Origin of the sequence: Halolamina sp. C58 (assembly GCF_051195095.1) — an archaeon.
In the GTDB taxonomy this organism is placed as follows: Archaea; Halobacteriota; Halobacteria; order Halobacteriales; family Haloferacaceae; genus Halolamina.
The window spans coordinates 1194127-1210464 of record NZ_JBNTJY010000001.1; the positions used below are offsets into that span (position 1 = coordinate 1194127).

18 protein-coding genes and 2 tRNA genes are annotated in these 16338 nt (G+C 68.9%); 13 read left to right on the forward strand and 7 right to left on the reverse strand.

What is annotated here, in order from left to right; translation table 11 throughout:
* Positions 1–62 precede the first annotated feature (62 nt).
* Positions 63–212: transfer RNA gene (locus ACQUSM_RS06310), tRNA-Met, on the forward strand.
* Between the two features lie 80 nt (positions 213–292).
* Positions 293–1084, forward strand: coding sequence for an HpcH/HpaI aldolase family protein (locus ACQUSM_RS06315; protein ID WP_435116846.1), 792 nt, complete (start codon positions 293–295; stop codon positions 1082–1084).
* Positions 1085–1167: 83 nt separating this feature from the next.
* Here the strand turns inward: ACQUSM_RS06315 and ACQUSM_RS06320 are convergent, their stop codons facing one another.
* The 3 genes from ACQUSM_RS06320 to ACQUSM_RS06330 all read right to left on the reverse strand — a co-directional run bounded on the left by ACQUSM_RS06320 (position 1168) and on the right by ACQUSM_RS06330 (position 2930).
* The gene (locus tag ACQUSM_RS06320) at positions 1168–1467 is read right to left on the reverse strand and encodes a DUF5827 family protein (protein ID WP_435116848.1); all 300 of its coding nucleotides are present in this window, start codon (positions 1465–1467) and stop codon (positions 1168–1170) included.
* A gap of 140 nt (positions 1468–1607) precedes the next feature.
* Positions 1608–2210 (reverse strand): superoxide dismutase, encoded by a 603-nt coding sequence (gene sod, locus ACQUSM_RS06325; protein WP_435116850.1) that lies wholly within the window; start codon positions 2208–2210, stop codon positions 1608–1610.
* A 102-nt stretch (positions 2211–2312) separates the two neighbouring features.
* The gene (locus tag ACQUSM_RS06330) at positions 2313–2930 is read right to left on the reverse strand and encodes a DJ-1/PfpI family protein (protein WP_435116852.1); all 618 of its coding nucleotides are present in this window, start codon (positions 2928–2930) and stop codon (positions 2313–2315) included.
* A gap of 85 nt (positions 2931–3015) precedes the next feature.
* On the opposite strand from ACQUSM_RS06330, the gene ACQUSM_RS06335 reads away from it, so the two are divergent.
* The 4 genes from ACQUSM_RS06335 (at position 3016) to ACQUSM_RS06350 (ending at position 5227) form a co-directional block, all read left to right on the forward strand.
* The gene (locus ACQUSM_RS06335; protein WP_154018489.1) at positions 3016–3159 is read left to right on the forward strand and encodes a hypothetical protein; all 144 of its coding nucleotides are present in this window, start codon (positions 3016–3018) and stop codon (positions 3157–3159) included.
* A 73-nt stretch (positions 3160–3232) separates the two neighbouring features.
* Entirely contained in the window at positions 3233–3730 is a 498-nt protein-coding gene (locus ACQUSM_RS06340; RefSeq protein ID WP_435116854.1) for a hypothetical protein, read from the forward strand.
* Positions 3731–3773: 43 nt separating this feature from the next.
* Entirely contained in the window at positions 3774–4712 is a 939-nt protein-coding gene (locus tag ACQUSM_RS06345; RefSeq protein ID WP_435116856.1) for an RsmB/NOP family class I SAM-dependent RNA methyltransferase, read from the forward strand.
* Positions 4709–5227 carry a DUF7122 family protein gene (locus ACQUSM_RS06350; RefSeq protein WP_435116858.1) on the forward strand — a complete coding sequence of 173 codons (519 nt, stop codon included), beginning with the start codon at positions 4709–4711 and terminating at the stop codon, positions 5225–5227. The genes ACQUSM_RS06345 and ACQUSM_RS06350 overlap by 4 nt, the downstream gene beginning before the upstream one ends.
* Before the next feature lie 3 nt (positions 5228–5230).
* Here the strand turns inward: ACQUSM_RS06350 and ACQUSM_RS06355 are convergent, their stop codons facing one another.
* Complete coding sequence (locus ACQUSM_RS06355; protein ID WP_435116860.1) at positions 5231–6775, reverse strand: DUF790 family protein; 1545 nt, start codon at positions 6773–6775, stop codon at positions 5231–5233.
* Positions 6776–6987: 212 nt separating this feature from the next.
* Here ACQUSM_RS06355 and ACQUSM_RS06360 point away from each other — a divergent pair, with 212 nt between their 5' ends.
* Complete coding sequence (locus tag ACQUSM_RS06360; RefSeq protein WP_435116862.1) at positions 6988–7398, forward strand: hypothetical protein; 411 nt, start codon at positions 6988–6990, stop codon at positions 7396–7398.
* Here the strand turns inward: ACQUSM_RS06360 and ACQUSM_RS06365 are convergent.
* Positions 7395–8759 carry a DEAD/DEAH box helicase gene (locus ACQUSM_RS06365; RefSeq protein ID WP_435116864.1) on the reverse strand — a complete coding sequence of 455 codons (1365 nt, stop codon included), beginning with the start codon at positions 8757–8759 and terminating at the stop codon, positions 7395–7397. The two genes, ACQUSM_RS06360 and ACQUSM_RS06365, sit on opposite strands and share 4 nt — an antisense overlap.
* 82 nt (positions 8760–8841) lie before the next feature.
* Here ACQUSM_RS06365 and ACQUSM_RS06370 point away from each other — a divergent pair, with 82 nt between their 5' ends.
* From ACQUSM_RS06370 to ACQUSM_RS06380, 3 genes are all read left to right on the forward strand, one after another.
* The gene (locus ACQUSM_RS06370; protein ID WP_435116866.1) at positions 8842–8994 is read left to right on the forward strand and encodes a hypothetical protein; all 153 of its coding nucleotides are present in this window, start codon (positions 8842–8844) and stop codon (positions 8992–8994) included.
* 35 nt (positions 8995–9029) lie between these two features.
* Positions 9030–9494, forward strand: coding sequence for an RDD family protein (locus tag ACQUSM_RS06375; RefSeq protein WP_435116868.1), 465 nt, complete (start codon positions 9030–9032; stop codon positions 9492–9494).
* A 61-nt stretch (positions 9495–9555) separates the two neighbouring features.
* Complete coding sequence (locus ACQUSM_RS06380; RefSeq protein WP_435116870.1) at positions 9556–10674, forward strand: pyridoxal phosphate-dependent aminotransferase; 1119 nt, start codon at positions 9556–9558, stop codon at positions 10672–10674.
* Here the strand turns inward: ACQUSM_RS06380 and ACQUSM_RS06385 are convergent, their stop codons facing one another.
* Positions 10675–11421 (reverse strand): proteasome assembly chaperone family protein, encoded by a 747-nt coding sequence (locus ACQUSM_RS06385; RefSeq protein ID WP_435116872.1) that lies wholly within the window; start codon positions 11419–11421, stop codon positions 10675–10677. It abuts the gene before it with no gap.
* A 284-nt stretch (positions 11422–11705) separates the two neighbouring features.
* On the opposite strand from ACQUSM_RS06385, the gene ACQUSM_RS06390 reads away from it, so the two are divergent.
* Positions 11706–11996 carry a PRC-barrel domain-containing protein gene (locus ACQUSM_RS06390; protein WP_435116874.1) on the forward strand — a complete coding sequence of 97 codons (291 nt, stop codon included), beginning with the start codon at positions 11706–11708 and terminating at the stop codon, positions 11994–11996.
* A gap of 67 nt (positions 11997–12063) precedes the next feature.
* On the opposite strand, the gene ACQUSM_RS06395 is transcribed toward ACQUSM_RS06390, so the two are convergent.
* The gene (locus ACQUSM_RS06395) at positions 12064–13515 is read right to left on the reverse strand and encodes a DHH family phosphoesterase (protein WP_435116876.1); all 1452 of its coding nucleotides are present in this window, start codon (positions 13513–13515) and stop codon (positions 12064–12066) included.
* Between the two features lie 99 nt (positions 13516–13614).
* Between ACQUSM_RS06395 and ACQUSM_RS06400 the strand changes: the two genes are divergently transcribed.
* Together ACQUSM_RS06400 and ACQUSM_RS06405 are read left to right on the forward strand one after the other, a co-directional pair.
* Positions 13615–13688, forward strand: a tRNA-Lys gene (locus ACQUSM_RS06400).
* 393 nt (positions 13689–14081) lie between these two features.
* Positions 14082–16256: a PAS domain S-box protein gene (locus ACQUSM_RS06405; protein WP_435116878.1), complete on the forward strand. Its 2175-nt coding sequence runs from the start codon at positions 14082–14084 to the stop codon at positions 16254–16256.
* Positions 16257–16338: the final 82 nt, after the last annotated feature.

Consider the following 16338-nt stretch of genomic DNA (forward strand, 5'->3'; position numbering starts at 1 on the left):
CCGGTCGATCCGCCGACAGAGATGGGAGGGCTTAAGTTGGACATCCGACTACGGAGGAGTGCGGCCGGGTGGCTTAGCTGGACATAGCGCCGCACTCATAGGGTATCGAGATTCGGTGCGGTACGCCTAGGAACTATCCGCAGCCCACGGGGCCCGCCGAGCCTCGGACCTGGGTCATGCGGAGATCGCGGGTTCGGAGCCCGCCCCGGCCATTCTCACACAGTTCGGACGGAGAGCGGCCGCACTGGCCGGAACCCCGCCGACTTTTGCTGAGCGCCTACGCGAAATGGGTATGAGTAACGACGTGCGGACAGACGGGATGGAGCTCCGGGACCGCCTCGCTGCCGGCGAGTCGCCGGTCGGGAGCTGGGTGTCGCTCGGCTCGCCGGCCGCCGCGGAGGTCGTCGGCGGCCTCGACTTCGACTTCGTGGTCGTCGACACCGAACACACGCCGCTGTCGGTCGAGAGCGCCGGCGAGCTCGTGCGAGCCGTCGACGCCGCCGGCGACACCGACACGGTGATCCGAGTGCCCGAGAACGACGCCACGCAGGTCAAGCGCGCGCTGGACCTCGGTGCGGCGGGCGTGATGGCGCCGAAGATCGAGCGCGCCGCGGCGGCCGAATCGCTGGTCGCCGCCGCGCGCTACCCGCCGGAGGGCGACCGCGGCGTCGCCGGGAGCCGGGCGAACGGCTACGGCGCCCACACCGAGGCGTACTTCGAGTCGGCCAACGACGCCGTCGCGGTGCTGCCCCAGATCGAGACCCCCGCCGGCGTCGAGAACGCGGAGCAGATCGCCCGTGTCGACGGCGTGGACACGCTGTTCGTCGGTCCTGCCGACCTCTCGGCGAACCTGGGCTGCTTCGGCGAGTACGACGACCCCGCGTTCCGGGCGGCGTTCGACCGCGTGCTCGCGGCCGGCGAGGCCGCGGGCGTCCCCGTGGGCACGCTCGCGACCGGACCCGGCCAGATCGACACGTGGCACGACCGCGGCGTCGACTACCTGATCGCCGGCACCGACATCGGCTACCTCCGGCGGGGCGCACGCTCGGCGAGAGAGCGCTACGAGTCGCTGTTCGGCGAGTAGTCGAACCGGGGAGGATCGGCCGTCGTCGCCGGAGTCGGCACCACCGACGCCGGAGCCGGCCGTCGCGACGGGAGCGAAGAGCGTTACTCCGAGTCCGGACTGTCGGCCACGTCCTCGGGCTGGCGTAGACCGTAGTAGCCGGGCGCGTCCTCCGCGGGCGGGTCCGCGACGACGAGGTCGTCGGCGTTGTTCATCACCCACGGCACCGCCCAGTCGAGCAGCACCGACTCGGTCTCCTCGTCGATCTCCGCGTCGGGGTCGAGCCCCTGCAGCAGCCGGGCGATCTCGTAGATCGTGTACATCTGGTCCTCGACGAGCAGCTCCTCGGGCGTGTAGAAGTCACACGGGTGGAGCGCGTCGAAGCTCTCCTTGGCGCGTGGCATACCCCGGCGTTCGGCCGGGACGGCGTAAACGCTACTGGTCCGTCGACGACAGCAGCGGGGCTAGGCGGCGAGCGTCGAAAGAAATCGGGACGGCGACGCGTTCTCGCTCCGTTCGCGTCTCAGTCGCCTCCGCGGCTTGCTTACTCGAAGAGTTCGACGGCCTGCTCGTAGCGGGCCGACGGCTCGTCCCAGTCGACAACCTCGAAGAACGCGTCGATGAAGTCACCACGCGCGGGACCGTAGTCGTAGTAGTAGGAGTGCTCCCACACGTCCAGCGCGAGGATGGGGTGGCTACCCCACAGTGCGCCCTGGTCGTGCTTGTCCACCACGACGTTGCGCAGCTGGTTGCTGTAGGAGTCGTAGACGAGGAGTGCCCAGCCGCCCGCGGCACCGGCGGCGGCCTCGAACTCGCCCTTCCAAGCCTCGTAGGAGCCGAAGTCCTCCGCGATGCGGTCGGCGAGCGCGCCAGAGGGCTCGTCGCCGCCCTCGGGACTCATCGACTGCCAGAACAGGTCGTGGAGAATGTGCCCCGATCCGTTGTGGGTCACGTTGCCGATGGCGCCCGGCGAGGAGCTAAAGTCGCCGTTCTCTCGATTTTCGGCGAGCGTCTCCTCGGCGCTGTTCCAGCCGTTGACGTAGCCCTGGTGGTGCGTGTCGTGATGCCACGTCAGCACCTGCTCGGAGATGTGCGGTTCCAGCGCGTCGTACTCGTACGGAAGCGGCGGCAGTTCGTAATCAGTCATCGTGAGTCACCCACCAGGTATTGGGTTGCGGTTCGTGTTAAATCTTGAGGAAACGTGTGGTAGCGGCTCCCACACGGCGGTTTGCGGGGTTCGAGGGGAGGGTTAGTTCGAGACCAGCACGTCGCCGGTGCGCTCGTACTCCAGCGTCGTCGCGACGCTCGTGGCGATCTCGGCGCCGAACTCCCGCTCCACGAGATGCAGCGCGAGGTCGATCCCGCTCGTGACGCCGCCGGCGGTCACGACCTGCCCGGTGTCCACCACGCGGGCGTCGGCCACCTCGACGCCGGTGTCGCGGAGATCCTCGACCGCGGACTGGTGAGTGATCGCCGGGCCGTCGCCCAAGACGCCGGCCCGTTCGAGCAGCATCGCGCCCGTACAGACCGACGCGATGGTCGCCCCGCCGGTGTGGTGATCGAGGATCGCCGCCGGGAGGTCGCCGTCGTCGTACTCGCGGCGAACGCCGCCCTCGCCCCCGGACCACCCGCCACCCGGAATCACGAGTAGGTCCGGGGCGTCGTCCGCCGTCGGATCGGCGAGCGTGCCGTCGACGCCGACGTCGAGACCGTGGCTGGCGACCACGCGCTCGCGAGGCTCGTGGGTGACCAGCGAGACGGTGCAGTCGGCGCCCGCGCGGGCGGCGTTCTGGAACACCTCGAACGGCCCCACCGCGTCGAGTTCGTCGAACCCGTCGTACAGCAGCACGTCGATACGAGTCGTCATGCGGCGGCATGGGCGCCCGGAGCGCAAAAGCGTCCCGGGGTTCCGGGAAGGAAACGATTAATCCGCACGGGTCGGGAGCCGAACTATGACCAACTGTCCGTCCTGCGAGCGGGAAGTGCGCAAGCTCGAACGCGCGTTCATCGATGCCGACTGGGGCGAGCCCGTCGTCTGGCAGTGCCCTCACTGTGAGACCATCCTCGGGACCACCGACACCGCGACGCACGGGTAGCACCAGCCACGGCTCGCGGCCGGCCGTGGCTCGCGACAGAAAGCATATGCCGAACTGGTCTGATCTACCGCCCGTGTCCCCGAAACAGTACTTCGGCCTCGCACGCGCTGCCCTGCTACTGGTGGGGGCGAGCGTGTTCTGCTACGGCATCTACGTCGGCGCGACGATCCCCGAGCCACCGCCGAACAGCGACGGATTCCCGGCAGGGTTCGCGGTCATCTTCGTGCTGATCGCACAGTCCATCGGCGCGACGCTCGCCCACGTCGGCTACGCTCTCCCTGCGGGGAGCGGCCGGTTCCGGTTCGGCCCGCTAGCGGACCGGCCCGCGGTCGTCCGCGCCGCGGTGGCGACCGCGGTGTTCGTCGGCGCGGGGATCGTGTTGACGGTAGTCGGGCGGTTGTTGCCGGAGTCGGTCCCGCGAGTCGTCTCCGGGACGTACGCGTTCTCGTGGTTCGGCGCCGTTATCGGGAGCCTCACGGGCGTCGTGCTCAGCCTCGTGTTGGCCGTCGGCACCGGACTGTGGCGGCTCGTGCACGACGAACCGATACTCGGCCGCGCTGTCGACGGCTAGCCCGCTCCGAAACCGACAAGCGCCGCCGCCGCCGACCGCCGGTATGAACCCACTCGATCGCTACGAGCGCCTCGTCGACGACCCCGAGGCGTTCCGCGACGCCTGCGACCGGCCCCTCCCCTCGGTGGTCCGAGTCAACGGGATCGCCGCCACCCCCGAGCGCGCCCGCGAAGCGCTCGACGAGGAAGGGGTCACGTACGAGACGGTCGACTGGAACGACCGCCTGTTCCGGCTGCCCGACGGCTCCCCCGGCACGACGTGGCCGTACGTCCACGGCTGGCTCCACGGACAGGAGGAGGTCTCCGCGCTGCCCGCGCTCGCGCTCGACCCCGCCCCGGGCGACCGCGTCTGGGACGCCTGCGCGGCGCCGGGGAGCAAGACCTGCCACCTCGCGGATCTGATGGACGACGCCGGCGTGTTGATCGGTAACGACAACAACCTCGGCCGGCTCTCGGCGCTGCGGCACAACGCCGAACGACTCGGCGTGAGCAACCTCGTCGTCACGAACGACGACGCGCGGAACTTCTCGCTCGACTCGCTGGGGGTCGACGCGCTGGACGGCGCGGTCGCGGACGTGCCCTGCTCCTGTGAGGGCACCTGCCGGAAGAACCCCGACGTGTTGGAGAAGTGGTCGCTGGGCCACGTCGAGAGCCTCGTCGGGATCCAGAAGGGGATCCTCAAACGGGCGATCGACCTCACGCGGCCCGGCGGCGAGGTGGTGTACTCCACCTGCACGTTCGCGCCCGAGGAGAACGAAGCCGTCGTGGACCACGCGATCGAGACCACCGACGCCGAGATGGTCGAGTGGGACGCGCCGCTCGAAACGTCGCCCGGCGTCACCGAGTGGGAGGGCGAGCAGTTCGACGAGTCGCTCCGGCAGGCCCACCGCGTCTACCCCCACCAGAACGACACGGGCGGGTTCTTCGTCGCGAAGCTCCGCGTCGGCAGCGCGGACGATGCGAGCGAGGAGGTGGGCGCATGACCGAGAACGACGGGCAGCGGTTCGATCGACTGCCCGCGACCCCCGACGACCGCGAGGTCGAGGGACGAGCCTCGCGCGAGGAGGTCGTCGACTGGTGGGCGGAGCGCTTCGGGGTCGACCCCGCGACGTTCGACGGCGTGACGTTCTGGGAGAAAGGCTCCGGGAAGATCTGGGCGTTCAGCGCCGATCTCCCCTCTCCCGTCGACGCCGAGGGGCTGGGGATCACCGTGCTCCGGACGCGACAGGAGCACTGGAAACCGACCACCACGGGCGTCCGGCGGTTCGGCCGCGACGCGACGAAGAACGTGATCGAACTCGAACCGGGCGAGGCGGCGGCGTTCGCCGCCGGGCACGACCAGCAGCTCGACCGCTGGGACGGCGACTGGGGCTACCTGATCGCGGCCCACGAGCTCGCGGGCGAGCTCGAACCGATCGGCGTCGGCCTCTACCTCCACGGTGAGCTTCGCTCGCGGGTGCCGAAAGGGTATCAGGAGGCGCTCGCGACGCTCGACTGAGCGCTACCCCGCCGACTCGTCCGCTTTCTCCCGGACGGTCCCGCCGCCGAGGCCTTCCCACTCGACGCGGTAGCCGAGCGCCGAGAGCGCGGCCGAGGCGTCGGTGAGGCCGTGCTCCGCCAGCACCGACTCCGCCGCGGAGAGGTCCATCCCGGCCTCGATCGCGTCGCCCACGGTGTCGAGCACCGAGGGGCGGACGAGCGTCCGCCCGACGAGGCGGTGTTCCGGGAACGACTTGTCTTCGACCGCGTCGACGCTCACGCCGTGCTCGGCGGCCAGTTCCGCGAGCCCGACAACGTCCGCGTCGGGCACCAGCTCGTCCGGCAGACTGCCCGCAGCGTCGGCGACCAGATCGGTCTCGAACTCCCGGAGGGCGTCGATCACGTCCTTCACGCGGACCGACCCCGAGTAGGGAATCGCGCGGTGGTCACGGGCCTCGATCGCGTCGCTCGCGGCCAGCGACTCGTCGACGGCGACGAGGAGCTCAACGTCCTCGACGGTCTCCAACTGTGAGAGCTTCTTCTTGACGTACTCGGGGGTCCAGAACCCCATGATCTCGAAGTACACGCGAAAGCGCTCCGCGACCGATTTCGACTCGGCGCCGGCGGGCGCGTAGTCGAACGCGAAATCCGGGATCATCACGCGGGTGCCGGTTTCCAAGAGCTCGGGCTCGCGGACGAGCGCCCAGTCGGTGTCGAGGCTCTCGAAGGCGGCCGCGAACTCGGCTTCGACCGAGGAGTCGTACGTCGGCTCGGCGATCGGTTCGACGCCCGGAACCGACACCTCGTCGTCGGTCAGCGTCATCGTGCGTTCCCGGCCGCGGTCGTCGATCGTGGCCGAGAGTCGCCAGTCGTCGGTCGTCGCGACCGAGCGCAGCAGCCGGGCGAACGAGGTGCCGTAGCGGCGGGTCGCACGGAACAGCGAGTCCGGCCCCGTCACGACGAGCTCCCGCCCCTCGTCGGTCTGCCGAACCTCGTACATCAGCCCGAGCCGTTTCACCGCGCGAACCAGATCCGCCGGCTCCGAACTCCGGACGCGGACCTCGGTGGCGTCGAACAGCGCGGTCTGCGCCAGCGAGAGGTCGTACTGCTTCAGCAGCGTCTCGGGGTCCCAGCGCGGGTCGAACGACGCCATGACCTGGTTCTCCTCGCGGTCGGCGTACAACGACTGCTCGACGGTGTCGGACTCGACACCAAACCGCTCGGCCGCAGCAGCGAGTGCCTCCCCGCGCTGGGCGTCGGTCGCAACCCCGATCGACTCCGCGCTCTCGAACGTCACTCGGCGGGTCCGGCGCGGGGGGATCGGGGCACGCGTCTCGAACGTCGCCTCACGCTCCAGCAGCGCTGCCAGCCCCCGAACCAGCTTGAACGAGTCGGCCTCGCGTTCGGCCGCTTCGAGTGCGTCCCGGAGCCGGGCACGACGCTCGCCGACGTGCCCCTGGAACGTCCCCAGTAGGCTCGCCGCCAGCGCGCGATCGCCCTCGTCGGTGAACTGGGGGTGGTAGCCGCCGCCGGCCCGCGACACCCGGAGGTGTTCCTTCCGCAGCACACGCGGCGTTGGCGGCGGGGCGGTAAAACGCCGCCGGCCCGACGTTCAAGTACGATGCCGCGACCAACCCCGTCGTCGTCTGAACACGACCACGGGGCGGCCGAGGCGGGAGCGCGGCGCACCCTCCGTGGCGCGATCGCGCCGCCTGTTCGCCAGTTCCAGCACCGCCGCCACAGGGGAACGCTGATTGTCTCCCCCCGACAGTGACGACCGTGCAGCGACGCCAGTTCCTCCCGCTGGTCACGGTCGCCCTCGCGGGGTGTGTGAGTGCGAGCGACGGTTCCGGACCGCGAAACCCGCCGACGACGCCCGACGGCGGCGCTCCAGTCGATCGGACACGGGCACTCCGGATCGTGGACGGGACACCGCGCGAGGGCGAGGAGGGGAGACTCGTGCTCGTGATCGGCGTCGAGAACACCGCCGACGGCACGCGAAGCGACACGCTCGTCGGACGAGCGACGGTCGAAACCGACGACGGAATCACCGAGTACGAGGCCACCCGGGAGGTCTCGCTCGACGGTGGGGCCGCGGCCGAGATCGACCTCGTCTTCGACGTGCGCTACGAGACGTGGGCGGGGGGTGGCGGGCTCTCCTACGGCTGGGACGATCAGTTCGAGCGCTAGCGACGGCGTTCGGCGACGCGTTCCTCGGCGGTCTCCTCGCTGACTACCTCGTACAGCAGCGCCCGCGAGCCGTCCTCGGTGGGACGGAGAATCCGGCCGAGCCGCTGGGTGAACTCCCGTTCGCTCCCCGAGCCGGCGAGTAGCACGCCGACGTTCGCGTCCGGCACGTCGACGCCCTCGTCGAGCACGTTCGCGGTCACGACCCGGGAGTACTCCCCGGATCGGAACCGATCCAGGATCTCCCGGCGCTCGGCGGCGCCCGTCTCGTTCGTGATCGCGGGGAGGAGGTACCGTTCGGAGAGCCGGTACACGAGATCGGTGCTCGCGGTGAACACGATCACGCGGTCGTCCCGGTGGCGGTCCAACAGCCGACCGAGCTCGTCGACTTTCCGGTCGGCCTCGCGGACGATCCGGCGGGCGCGCTGCTTGGCCAGCAGCGCCTCGCGTGCCTCGGGATCGCGCCCGGAGCGTTTCACGAGCTCCTGGTAGTCGCTCCCGCGTTGCATCGAGATGTTCGACCGCTTGAGGTAGTCGACGAACGTCCCCTGTGCGTCCTCGTAGGCCTCACGCTCCTCGGGAGTGAGATTCACCTCGATCCGCCGGATCTCGTACTCGGCGAGGTGGTCGCCGGCGAGGTCGTCGGCATCGAGCGTGTACACCCGCGGCCCGACGAGGTCGGCGATCGCTTCGTGGGCGCCGTCGGGGCGTTCGAACGTCGCGGTCAGGCCGAGTCGCGCGGGCGCCGCCAGCAGCCGCGCGATCTCGCGGTACCCCTCGCCGCCGAGGTGGTGAACTTCGTCGAAGACGGCGAATCCGAACTGCCCGCCCACGTCGTCGGCCTTGAGGTACGCCGAGTCGTACGTGGACACCGTGATCGGCGCCGCACGCTGTTCACCGCCGCCGAACTGCCCGATTTCGGTGTCGAACTCCGCTTCGAGTTCGCGGCGCCACTGATCGAGGAGATCGACCGTCGGAACGATGACAAGCGTCGGGACGCCGAGTTCGGCGATCGCGGCGATCGCGAGCACCGTCTTGCCCGCGCCGGTCGGGAGTTCCACGACCCCACGATCACCGGTGTCGTGCCACGCGTCGAGTGCGGCCTGTTGGTACTCCCGGAGTTGGTACCGCGTCGAGAGCGAAAGCGGCTCGGTGTCGAGCACGCGGTCGCGGTAGTCGACGCCCCGCTCGTCGAGCGCGCTCCGGAGGTCGACGTAGCGATACGCCGGGGCACGGTAGCCGCCCGTCCGGTCGTCGACGTCGAGGTAGTCGTGTTCGTGGGCGATCTCGGCGAGCGTCGAGTGAGCGTCGTCGTCGCTCACGGCCCGAACTGTCCCGTCGTCGAACCGGAGCGTGAGCGTCACACCCCGGGTTAGTCGCCGCGGCGCTTGTGGATTTCGGGGCCGCTCCGAACCGCTTACCACCACGGAGCCGATAGCGATCGGCATGACCGACGGTTCCGACGAGGCAGTCGCGGAGTTCCTCGACGCGGCAGACACTGTGTACGAGGAGTACGATCAGGGGTACATGAACGCCGACGTGGCGCTCTCACAGCTCCAGTCACGGATCGAGACGCTGCGGGAAGCAACCGAAGAGTAGGAAGCTTTTGGTGGGACGACGTATGAGGCAGTGGCATGTCGCGACAGCCCTCCAGCGGTCCCGGCGACGTCAACGTCGTCGGGGGGCGCATCGCCGCACAGTTGCTCGACTACGCCGTGATGTTCCTGCTGTTGATCGTGGTCGTGTTCGTCGGCGCCGCCGCTGCCGGCAGCCAGGGTGGCGCCGAGGCGACCGTCTTCTTCGGCCTGCTCGCGGTCGGTCTCGGCTACGGGACCGTGCTCGAAGGCGCCTACGGGAAGACGGTCGGCAAGATGGTGACGGGGATCCGCGTCGTGGACAGGCGCGGCACGGATATCGGGTACGGGAAGGCGCTCGTCCGCAACATCCCGGCGCTGTTCGGCGGCTGGCTCACTTGGCTGGTCGGGATGGCGGCGATCGCGATCGACGACCAGAACCAACGGCTGTTTGACGGCGTCGCGGGCACGTACGTCGTCAGGGACACGGGCCGTAAGTCGGGTTCCGGCGACGGGCGGCGATAGTACCCGCCGACCATCTTCGTGGAGAGCAACCATTAACGCACTCCCCGCCAACCTCGGAGGTATGCCTCAGTTCTCCGACCGCGTGGAGCGCATCGCCATCTCCGGGATCCGGGAAGTGTTCGAAGCCGCCGGCGAGGACGCGATCAACCTCGGGCTCGGCCAGCCCGACTTCCCGACGCCCGATCACGCCCGGCAGGGCGCCGTCGACGCGATCGAGGCCGGGAAGACCGACGCTTACACCGGCAACAAGGGGGTCCCCGAACTCCGGGAGGGGATCGTCGCGAAGCACGAACGCGACCTCGGCCTCGAGTACGACCCGGAACAGGTCATCGCGACCGCGGGCGGGAGCGAGGCGCTCCACATCGCGCTGGAGGCCCACGTCGGCCCCGGCGACGAGGTGATCATCCCGGACCCCGGGTTCGTCGCGTACGACGCGCTGACGAAGCTGACCGGCGCCGAACCGGTCCCAGTACCGGTCCGCGACGACCTCACCATCGACCCCACGGCGATCGAGGACGCGATCAGCGAGGACACCGCGGCGTTCGTGGTCAACAGTCCGGGCAATCCCACCGGCGCGGTCTCGCCTGTCGCGGACGTGAAGGAGTTCGCCCGGATCGCCCGGGAGCACGACCTGCTCTGTATCTCCGACGAGGTGTACGGCCGAATCGTCTTCGACGGCGACCACCGCTCGCCCGCGGAGTTCGCCCCCGAGCAGACCGTCCTCGTTGACGCCTGCTCGAAGACGTACTCGATGACCGGCTGGCGGCTGGGCTGGGTCGCCGCCGCGCCCGAGCGTATCGAGCGCATGCTGCGCGTCCATCAGTACGTGCAGGCGTGTGCGTCCGCCCCGGCCCAGTACGCCGCCGAAGCCGCCCTCTCGGGCCCGCAAGGCGTGGTAGACGAGATGGTGGACAGCTTCGAGGAGCGTCGGGACCTGGTCGTCGACGGGCTGACCGACATCGGGCTCGACGTCCCCACCCCCGAGGGCGCGTTCTACGTGATGCCCGAGGTGCCCGAGGGGTTCGTGGACGAGTGTATCGCCCGCGGGGTCGTGCTCGTGCCGGGCGAGGCGTTCGGCGCGGCCGGCGAGGGGTACGCGCGGATCTCCTACGCGACGAGCACCGAGGAGTTGGAGGAGGCGCTTGAGATCATGGCGGACGCGTACGACGCGGTGCAGTAGCTACTGGAACATCCCGGTTCGGGAGACCTGCGAGGCCTCGTGCTGGTCGGCCTGCTGCATCTTCTGGGCCAGCTCCTTGCGCTGTTCGACGATCTCCTCGGCCTGATCGACCAGCCGCTGCGTGTCGACGTCGACGCCGGCGATGGGATTGATCCCCTGTTTGATCAGGGCGTGAGAGCCCTGTGGGTCGGGGAACCGCGGGTCGGTGTCGACCATCAGCCCCACGGCGTCCACGTCGGCGTCGACGGCTTCGAACAGCAGCGCGCCGCAGGGCCCCGAGATCATCCCGCCGTCGTCCGGCGGTGCGACCGCGGCGTCGTCCAGACGGGTCTGCCCGTCCCCGACGCCGATCCCCTCGACCGACGGCACCTCGTCGGCGTCGCGCTCGGCGGCGAGCCCGCCGAGGTAGATGGGGAGCACGTCGTTCTCGTCGACCCAGTCGGTGAGCCGCGCCGCGAACAGCGGCGCGTCCATCACGTGGACCGGCACATCGCTGCGGAGCGCGACCAGCTCCTCTTCGTCGTCGACGTACAGCCGGATCGGGGAGTTCACGCTCCGGTCCGAGCCGTCGAACACCGTCACCGGCGGGACCCCCTCGCCCCGGACGCTCGCGAACTCCCGCATGTCTCGCTCGTCGATCAGGTGGTCGGTAGCGATCTTGCCGACCAGCCCGACGCCGGGCATCCCCTCGATCAGCGTCGCGCCCGCCGGATCGACCGAGTCGTCGGTCACGTGAATCTCGACCATGGGTGGCGTGTGTGATCGGGCGGTGCAAGTGCGTTGTGGCGGCCAGCGACGCCCGCTTCCCATCGGAAACTTTTGCGGGTGTCTCCTTCGTGATGGACGCATAACTGGTCCACCCGAGGATCCGCCGAACGCACGGCGACTCGACGGCTTCTACGAGATCGCGGTCGACGGGCGGACGGTTCTCCGAGTCGAGGAGATCTCCGCGTTCGATTCGGACGTCGGCGAGTGGGAGTAGCTTCCCGCGACAGCGAAGAATTATTGTTCATCGGTTCGTCGGCCCGGGTATGAACGTCGATTCCCAAGAGATCACGGCGCTCGTGGGTCGGGAGGTCTACTCCAACAACGGGGTCTTCGTCGGCGAGGTCGAGGACGTCCGACTCGACCTCGGCGCCGAACAGGTGACCGGGCTGGCGCTCGCGGATCTGAACGAGGAGCTGTTCCAGGGCAACGTCGAGGGCGGCAAGGGCGTGATGGTCCCCTACCGCTGGGTGCGCGCGGTCGGCGACGTGATCCTCATCAACGACATCATCGAGCGGCTCCGCGGGCCCGAGGAAGCCGAGGAGACGCTGGCGTAAGTCGTCCTGTTCTCACGGCGGTCGTCGCCGCGGTCGACTCCTTCGACGGACGACGGGGAGCCGCGGTTCAGGAGCCGTTCGACGTCTCGCCTTCGACGCCCATCGCCTCGAACAGCTTCCGGCGAACCGCCTCCTCGGCGAGGCTGAGCAGCGTATCGCGGTTCTCTTCGGTCGTCTCGATCCCGCCGAACACACCGAGGGGAATCTCGACGCTGGCCTGCGTGGAGTGGCCGGCGGCCTCGCCGATCTCGCCGAACGCGTCCTGCAGCACCTTGCCGATGTTGAGCCGGATGTCCTTCGAGCGCGCCGAGAGGTAGATCGTGTCCTCCGCGATGCCGAACACCGCGGTCGTGGTGATCCCCTCCAGATTGAGGAGATGCGAGGCGGCCTGCGTGAGCGCGTCGCGGTCGCGGATGAACCCCGCGTTGGAGATCAGGTGGCTCCCCTGCACCTCGCGGTTCTGGATTGCCTCGGCGAGCACGTCCAGCGTCTCGGGCGACATCGACGGCGACTCGACCTGTTCGAGCGTCTCGTGGTCCGCGAAGGGGTAGAGGTACGCGGCGGCGGTGAGATCCGCGGGCGTCGTGTCCCGCTTGAAGTCGAGCGTCTCCGCCCGGATGCCGTACAGGAGCGCGGTGGCCACCGCCTCGCTCGGGGAGATGTCGAACTCCTGCATGTACTTCGTCAGGATCGTCGACGTCGAGGAGACGTTCGGCCGCACGTCGACGAAGCTGGCGTCGATCGCCTCCTCGGGCTCGTAGTGGTCGATGAACACGTCGATCGGCGCGTCGATGTCCAGCTCGCCGCTTTTCATGTGGTCGACCAGCGCGAGCGCGCCGTAGGACTCCAGCGCCGGCGCGTCGTCGCGGTCGGTGAGTTCGATCCCGAGGAGGTTCACGAACGCGCGGTTCTCCTGGTGGCCGATGTCGCCGTCGTAGAGGATGTCGGCGTCCACGTCGTAGCTCTCGGCGATCGCCCGCAGCGCGACCGCGCTGGCGATCGAGTCGGGGTCGGGGCTGTGGTGGGTCAGGATCGCGAGGTCGCCGTCGGCGTTGCGGAGGATCTCCGCGAGCTGGCGGGCCTTGTACTCCATCTCGCCGGACTCCAGCGTCCGCAGTGCGGAGTCGGCGATCACCTCGGAGGGGTTGATCACCACGTCGGCGCCGAGCTCCCGGAGCTCGTCGCCGCTGACGGGGTCGGAGGCGCGGACGACGAGGAACTGGTCGTCATCGCGCTCCCGGATCGCCTCGACGGCGGCCTTGTTGGCCTCCACGTCGGAGGCGAGGATCAGCACCACGTCCCGGTCCGCGACGGCGTCGACGACACCCGGGGTCGCGATGTCCTGCACGACAGCGTTGAGGTCCTGATCGCGCAGCGCCTCGACGCGGTCCTCGTCCTTGTCGAGGATGAGGACGTCCTTCCCCTCGGCGTCGAGCGACTCGGCGACGGCGTGCCCGACGCTCCCGCAGCCGAGAATAGCGTACGACGACATCGAGGAGATACTGACCCCGGTGCTCATGTCTACCCGGGATTTCCGCGGGACGACACTTAAGGTCCACCGTTCGGTTCGGGGCGAAAAGGAAACCCTCTTTATCGGGCCGCCGTGAGGTGGTTGTGAGGGCCGGTAGCTCAGTTAGGGAGAGCGACGGACTCTTAATCCGTCGGTCGAGGGTTCAAATCCCTTCCGGCCCGCTTCTCGTGTTTCGAACGGACGTGAGAAACCGAGAGCGTCGCGGAAGGATTTGAACTAGGGAGCACGCGCGCAGCGAAGCGAGCACGTGCGACCGTGGTTCAAATCCCTTCCGTCCCGCTTCTGCGCGAAACAAACCGTCGAGCGGAGCGTCAGCGACGCGAGACGGCGTTTCGCGCGAACGGAACTCGAAGGGATTTGAACGAGGCGAGACGAGCGGAGCGAGTCTCGACGTAGTTCACAATCCCTTCCGGCCCAAGTTCCCGTGACAGAATCAACCGTATTTCACATCCCGACCGAACACGACACAATCAACCGACAAAAAGCCTGAATTCGACTCCAGAAGTCGGGATTACTCCCCCACGGTTATGGGACTCGTTTCCTAACGGTCTGTCATGCTCTCGCCGTCAGATGCGCTGCCCGAGTACAGCGGGCCGGGCGGACCGGCGCAGCGCTCGATCACGGTGCTCCACGTCGACGACGACCCCGAGTTCAGTGATCTGGTGTCGATCTATCTCGAACGCGAGAGCGAGCGGCTCGACGTTCTCACGGCGCCGGACGTCGACGCGGCGCTCGACGCGCTCGACGACGACGTCGACTGCATCGTCAGCGACTACGAGATGCCCGGCCGGGACGGGCTCGAGTTCCTCGAGACGGTTCGGGAGCGGGAGCGCGACGTGCCGTTCATCCTGTTCACCGGGAAGGGGAGCGAGGAGATCGCCAGCGACGCCATCTCCGCCGGCGTCACCGACTACCTACAGAAGGAGCGCGGCACCGACCAGTACGCCGTGCTCGCCCACCGCGTCGAGAACGCCGTCGAGCAGCACTACGCGACCCGGGAGGTCGAGCGGGGTTTCTCGGCGATCGAGACCGCCCGCGAGGGGATCGCGTTCCTCGACGAGGAGGGGACGTTCCAGTACGTCAACACCGCCTACGCCGACGTGTACGGCTACGAGCGCGAGGAGATGATCGGGAAGCACTGGCAGATTCTCTACCCCGACGATCACGTCCAGCAGATCCACGAGGAGATCCTCCCGTCGGTGCCGGAGAACGATCGCTGGAGCGGCGAGAGCGTCCAGAAACGCAAGAACGGCGAGCGGCTGGTCGTCGACCACGCGCTCACCTACACCGACGACGGGACCCTGCTCTGTCTGGTGCAGGACATCACCGAGGAGAAACAGGTCGAGCGGACGCTCGAACAGGAGCGGCGGCGCTTCGAGCAGTTCATCGACGCCGTCGAGGTGTACGCCATCTTCTCGCTCGACACCGAGGGGTTCGTCACGAGCTGGAACCGCGGCGCCGAGCGACTGAAGGGGTACGAGACCGAGGAAATCCTCGGCCGCCACTTCTCGGTGTTCTACCCCGAGGCGAAAGCCGAGATCGGCTACCCCGACGAGCTGCTGGAGACGGCGCTGGCCGAGGGGTCGGTGCAGGACGAGGGGTGGCGCGTCCGGAAGGACGGCTCGCGGTTCTGGGGGAAAGTGCTCATCAGCGCCGTGTTCGACGACGACGGGACCCACAAGGGGTTCCTCAAGGTGACCCGGGACACGACCGAGCGCCACGAACGCGCCCGTTCGCGCGACGTGCCGAAGGACCTGCTCGACTACGCGCTGAACGTGCTCGACGACGTGTTCTACCTGTTCGACCCCGAGGGGAACATCGTCCGGGTGGGCGAGCAGGCGACGACGACGGGCTACAGCCGCGAGGAGCTGCTCTCGATGTCGCCGCTCGAACTGTTCCCGCCCGAGGTCCGCCCACGGGTGGAGTCGGACATCGAGCGCGCTCTCGAAACCGGCTCGTCGACGATGGAGGCGCCGATCCTGACCAAAGACGGCGACACGATCCCCTTCGAGTTCCGGAAACGCCGTATCGTCGACGACGACGGGAACGTCTACGTCGCCGGCATCGGACGGGACATCCGGGACCGGCAGCGGCGCGAACGACGGCTGAAACGACAGCTGGCACAGTTCGACGAGTTCGCCAGCGTGCTCTCACACGATCTCCGGACGCCGCTGAACGTCGTCCGCGGACGGGTCGAGCTCGCCCGCGACACCGGGGAGGCCGAACACCTCGAACAGGCCGAGGCGGCACTGGACCGCCTCGACGAGCTCATCGGCGACCTCGCGAGCGTGATGCGCGAGGGCGAGCTCGTGAACGACGTGACCGCGGTCGACCTCGGGGCGGCGAGCCGTTCGGCTTGGGACGCCCTCGAGACCGCGAGAGCGACCCTCGCCATCGAGACCGAACAGACGGTCCACGCCGACGAGGGCGCGCTGGCACGCCTGCTCGAGAACCTCCTCAAGAACGCCGTCGAGCACGGCGGCGAGGGGGTGACCGTCACCGTCGGTGAGCTCCCGACGGGGTTCTACGTCGCCGACGACGGCCCCGGCATCCCCGCGGGGGAGCGCGACGACGTGTTCGAGATCGGCACCACCGTCAAGGAGGGCGAACACGGGGTCGGGCTGGCGAGCGTCAAGCAGTTGGCCGTCGCGCACGGCTGGGAGATCTCCGTCGCGGAAAGCGAGGCCGGCGGCGCGCGCTTCGAGATCACCGACGTGGAGTCGGTCTGACGCCCCCGCGCCGATCCCCGTGTCGACCGCCACGGCTTCGACGGGCAGGGAACGAGCGTGTGCGCCGCCCCGGGCCGGGAGC